This window comes from Intestinibacter sp., from assembly GCF_051866655.1.
GTDB lineage: Bacteria > Bacillota > Clostridia > Peptostreptococcales > Peptostreptococcaceae > Intestinibacter.
Genome location: NZ_JBJDXL010000190.1, coordinates 1 through 5,081 on the forward strand (window position 1 = coordinate 1; position 5,081 = coordinate 5,081).

The following is a 5,081-nucleotide window of genomic DNA, read 5'->3' on the forward strand; positions in this document are numbered from 1 at the left end:
CTATCTATATATATAAGTATTATTATATAAGTACAAAAGGAAATAATTATACATTATATTTAAACTTTACATTTAGTAAAAAAATATATTTGGGAGGGATTTGTTATGATTAGCTTTTTCACAGCAATAATAGTTTTAATTCTAGGTTATTTTGTTTATGGTAAGTTTGTTGAGAGAGTATTTGGAATAGATGACTCTTTACAAACTCCAGCACTATCAATGGAAGATGGTGTAGATTATGTTCCTATGAATTGGAAGAAGATATTCTTAATTCAATTCTTGAACATAGCAGGTTTAGGACCAATATTTGGTGCAATACAAGGTGCATTATTTGGACCAGCAGCATTTTTATGGATTGTATTTGGTACAATATTTGCAGGTGGTGTACATGATTTCTTATCTGGTTACTTATCACTTAAAAACAAAGGTGTATCAGCATCAGAGCTTGTTGGTATATATCTAGGTGAAGGTGCTAGAAAAGTAATGGTAGTATTTAGTGTAGTTTTACTAGTACTTGTAGGTGTAGTATTTGTAACAGGACCTGCTGGACTTTTAAATACTTTAACTAATGTAAATACACAAATCTGGGTTGCAGTAATATTTGTATATTACATATTGGCAACTGTACTTCCTGTAGATAAGATCATAGGTAAGATATATCCATTATTTGGTGCAGCACTTATATTAATGGCAATTGGTATAGCAGGTGGATTAATTGTTAAAGGCTATCAAATACCAGAAATAACTTTACAAAACTTCCATCCAGATGGAAAACCATTATTCCCATACTTATTTATAACAATAGCATGTGGTGCTATATCAGGATTTCATGCGACACAATCACCACTTATGGCTAGATGTGTAGAACACGAAAGAGAAATAAGACCAGTATTCTACGGATCAATGGTTGCAGAAGGTATAATCGCTTTAATATGGGCAGCAGCTGCAATGGCATTCTTCCACGGTGAACCTCAATTACAAGCAATTTACGGATCAACTCCAGCAGTAGGTGTAAATGAAATGTCAATAACTCTACTTGGACCAGTAGGTGCAGTACTTGCAGTATTAGGTGTTGTAGCTTGTCCGATAACATCTGGTGATACAGCATTCAGAAGTGCAAGACTTACAATAGCTGATTCATTTAATATAAAACAAGATAAATTGAGCTCTAGATTTATGATAGCAATACCACTATTTGCAGTAGGTGTAGCTCTTACATTTATAGATTTCAATATAATTTGGAGATATTTCTCATGGGCTAACCAAACATTAGCCATGATAATGTTGTGGACAGGAAGTATGTTCCTACTTAAAAACAATAAGAACTACATGGTAACAGTAGCTCCAGCAATATATATGACAGCTGTAACATTCAGTTATATAATGCAGGCTCCAGAAGGATTTAGATTACCAGCACAAGTAGGTAACACAATAGGTATTGTAGTAGCAATATTGTTTGCAGTAGTATTCTTTGTAAAAGCAAATAAAGAAAAACACGTAGAACATAATAAAGCAGCTTAGCTTCAGATAAAAAAGAGATACGAAAGATAGATTTTAAAATCTATTTTAAGTATCTCTTTTTTTTAGCGTATATGTTTTAATACAAAGTCAGATGAATCCTTGAAGAAAGCGTCTAGTTCTTCTTCTGTAAGCAGTTCATTTTTAGGGAATTCATTTATTTGATCCTTGTAATTATCGAAAATCCACTTTTCTGTAGCTTCGATATCCTTAGGTGTAATCGTGTAATTTCCGGCATCTGTTTTAATTGTTATATCTTCTTTAGGGAAGGTAAATTTGCTTTTTACTCCCAATGATTTTGCAATTATATTGAAGTTTTTGTGCTTAAATCTAATACAGTCCTCTTTAGTCCCGTTAAATACGCCGTTTACTGTCTTCATCCCTGTTATTATATTTTTGTTATCGAAAATAAAATAGTCGTTTTTAAGCATGCCATTTAGATAGTAGTCTAATAGTAAATGACAGTAAATCCCTGTTGATACGATATCATCCTTGTTCCAATATACTTTTTTGTATTTTTCAAGGTCAGGCAGACATAATTCATTTTCGTAAATATAATAATGAGAAAATCTAGATTCAACTGTATCCTTCATAGGTATTAAATAACCTGATTTTATATCTGGAATTACATTTGCTAATATAAAAAGATTTTCTTCTTCTTCATTTAATTTTAAAATATTTGAAACATCTGTAGCTAATTTAATATGAAAACTCCAAGCTGGCATAATTAAAAGTCCTTTCTATATATGTTATTACATTATGTATTATAAAATAAATGGTAAAAATTGCAACCTTAAGTATTCGATTTTATAGATAAAAATATAAAAGATTTAAAATAAACCTCTTGACTTAAAGTTAACTTCATAGAGTAAAGTTGTATTAGAGGGGGAATCGATTATGAAATATAGAACATTAGGAAGAACAAATATAAAGGTAAGTGAAATAGGTCTTGGTGGAGAAGGATTTGAGAAAAAAACTCAAGAAGAAGTAACTAAAATGATAGATGTAGCAATCAAAGAAGGAATAAATTATATAGACATATACAATTCAAATCCAGAGGTAAGAAGCTATGTAGGAAATGCATTAAAAAAATATCCTAGAGAAAGCTTTGTAATAGAAGGACATTTATGTACAACTTGGGAAGATAATCAATACAAGCGTACTAGAAATATAGATGAAGTAAAAGAAGCTTATAAAGATTTTTTAGATAGAATGCAACTAGATTACGTAGATGTAGGCATGATTCACTATATAGATGATGATAAAGATTTCGATAGTGTATTTGGCGGAGAAATTATAGAATACGCAAAAGAATTACAATTAAAGGGAATTATAAAGCATCTAGGAATATCAACTCACAATCCAGATATAGCGCTAAGAGCCGTAAAAACAGGAATAATAGATGTAATATTATTTAGCATAAATGCAGCGTACGATATGCTGCCAGCTAGTGAGGATGTAGATATTTTATTTGAAGAGGATACATATAAGGATAGAATTTACCAAGGAATTGAGCCGAAAAGAGAAAAATTATATCGTATATGTGAAAACGAAGGTGTAGCCTTAACTGTAATGAAGGCCTTTGGAGCAGGGGTATTATTAAATGAAAAACAATCTCCATTTAAAAAAGCACTAACACCTGTCAAATGCCTTCATTATTGCTTAACAAGACCAGCAGTTGCAACTGTAGCAATCGGAGCTTCAAATGTAGACGAAATTTTATCTTCTGTCTACTATGAAAAGGCAACTGATGAAGAAAAAGACTACGCAAAAATTTTAGCCGATGCTCCAAAAAGTTCATTTACAGGTCAATGTATGTACTGTGGTCATTGCGCACCTTGTTCAGTGAAAATAGATGTAGCCTATGTAAATAAATATCTTGATTTAGCATCTATTCAAGACGAATTAGCAGAAACAGTAAAAAATCATTATGAATTACTGGCTCATCATGCATCTGAATGTGTAGAATGTGGTTTGTGTATGGACAATTGCCCATTTGGTGTAGATATCATCGGTAAAATGAAAGAAGCAGTTAAATTATTTGGAAAATAAAATGAATCAATTAATTTATATTTAACAACTTTGTGATAGAGGGTTATATTGCATCACAAAGTTGTTAAATATATTTACAATAGGCTGAAAATGAATATGTATATGAAAAGTCAATAAAAAAGACGAATATGAAAATTCGCCTTTTAGTATCATATTTGTGTAATATATTATTTTCTGATCATACAAGATTTAAAGTTATAAACAGGTTTTGCGATATATAAAATATCTACAGTTTCTTTAACTTGTTCAATAATCAAATCAGCAGGTTTATAGGCTTGAGGTGATTCGTCTAATGTTTCCTCGCATACAGACCAAGTATTTATACCGTCCATATCATCTTTGAAGTCGTCCATTGAAAGAAGCTCTTTAGCTTCACTTCTAGATAGTAGACGTCCAGCACCATGAGGCGCTGATTGATTCCAATCGTCGTTGCCTTTTCCAAGAGCTATTATAACGCCCTCCTTCATATTAAGTGGAATAGCTAATTTTTCGCCTTTTTTAGCAGATATAGAGCCTTTTCTTATTATGATACAATCATCTGTGTTTTCTATATAATTATGAATAGTATCGAATTGCTCTATAACTTCTATTTTTAAAAAGTCTAAAATATCTTGAGATATAAGTCTGCGATTTTCAAAAGCCATGTTTTGGCATTTTATCATATTTTCTATGTAGTCTTCGTAGTCTTTACCTTCAATATAAGCTAAATCCTTTGGAATACCTATTATTCTGTCTGAAAAATTATTTCTAAGATTTATTATTTCCTTGTTTATATCTTTTTCTCTGTTTTGTTTTTTTAGACTTGAAATTAGTTCTTGTTCGGCTTTTTTTAATTTAACTCCGCCAGCCATATTAAAGGATGCTCTTAAGCTAAAGTGCTTAGATACTTTTTTGCCTAAATTACGAGAACCAGTATGTACTGATAGAGCATAAGTATCATCGTCTATTTTTCCTATTTCAATGTAGTGGTTTCCGCCACCTAAGCTACCACAAGAATTTATAAAGTAATCTAATTCTTTTAGATTCAAGTCATCTACAATTTCTTTTATTTGTTTTTGTACATCTTTATCTAAATTAGGATGTTTTCTTTTGTGAACACCGTGTCCATTAGGTATGTTACTTTTTATAAAATCATCTAATTTCTTAAAATCAATTGAATTAGATGTTTTAAATATTGTAGTAAGTACACCACATCCGATATCAACTCCAACTATGTTTGGAATAAGTTTTTTTTCTTTTAATTTAATAGTAGTTCCTATAGTGCAGCCTACACCAGCATGGACATCTGGCATTATACGAATTTTCGCCCCATCGAAAACAGGGTGATTGCAAAGTCCTATTATTTGAGATATAGCTTGTTGCTCACATATATCTGTGTAGACAACTGCATCTGTATATTTTCCATTTAATGTAAACATTATTTATCACTCCTTTTATATTGTCATTTTTTTAACTAAATTTTTGCTAAAAACAGTACGGTTTCAAGGAATAAATAAAGTTACTGGTGGAAA

General features: G+C 30.9%; 4 protein-coding genes. 2 read left to right on the top strand and 2 right to left on the bottom strand.

The features are described from left to right. Positions 1–105 precede the first annotated feature (105 nt). Positions 106–1,521, top strand: coding sequence for a carbon starvation CstA family protein (locus ACI3VO_RS05895; RefSeq protein ID WP_439757019.1), 1,416 nt, complete (start codon positions 106–108; stop codon positions 1,519–1,521). Positions 1,522–1,583: 62 nt separating this feature from the next. On the opposite strand, the gene ACI3VO_RS05900 is transcribed toward ACI3VO_RS05895, so the two are convergent. Beyond that, complete coding sequence (locus ACI3VO_RS05900) at positions 1,584–2,243, bottom strand: hypothetical protein (RefSeq protein ID WP_439757020.1); 660 nt, start codon at positions 2,241–2,243, stop codon at positions 1,584–1,586. A 172-nt stretch (positions 2,244–2,415) separates the two neighbouring features. Here ACI3VO_RS05900 and ACI3VO_RS05905 point away from each other — a divergent pair, with 172 nt between their 5' ends. After that, positions 2,416–3,570, top strand: a complete 1,155-nt coding sequence (locus tag ACI3VO_RS05905; RefSeq protein WP_439757021.1) for an aldo/keto reductase — start codon at positions 2,416–2,418, stop codon at positions 3,568–3,570. Between the two features lie 167 nt (positions 3,571–3,737). On the opposite strand, the gene ACI3VO_RS05910 is transcribed toward ACI3VO_RS05905, so the two are convergent. Further along, positions 3,738–4,988 (bottom strand): RtcB family protein, encoded by a 1,251-nt coding sequence (locus ACI3VO_RS05910; RefSeq protein WP_439757022.1) that lies wholly within the window; start codon positions 4,986–4,988, stop codon positions 3,738–3,740. Positions 4,989–5,081 lie beyond the last annotated feature (93 nt).

What these genes read in the sequence shown, in the direction of transcription:
- ACI3VO_RS05905 (WP_439757021.1), top strand. Translation starts at nt 2,416, where the DNA reads ATGAAATATAGAACATTAGGAAGAACAAATATAAAGGTAAGTGAAATA.
- ACI3VO_RS05895 (WP_439757019.1), top strand. Translation starts at nt 106, where the DNA reads ATGATTAGCTTTTTCACAGCAATAATAGTTTTAATTCTAGGTTATTTT.
- ACI3VO_RS05900 (WP_439757020.1), bottom strand. Translation starts at nt 2,243, where the DNA reads ATGCCAGCTTGGAGTTTTCATATTAAATTAGCTACAGATGTTTCAAAT.
- ACI3VO_RS05910 (WP_439757022.1), bottom strand. Translation starts at nt 4,988, where the DNA reads ATGTTTACATTAAATGGAAAATATACAGATGCAGTTGTCTACACAGAT.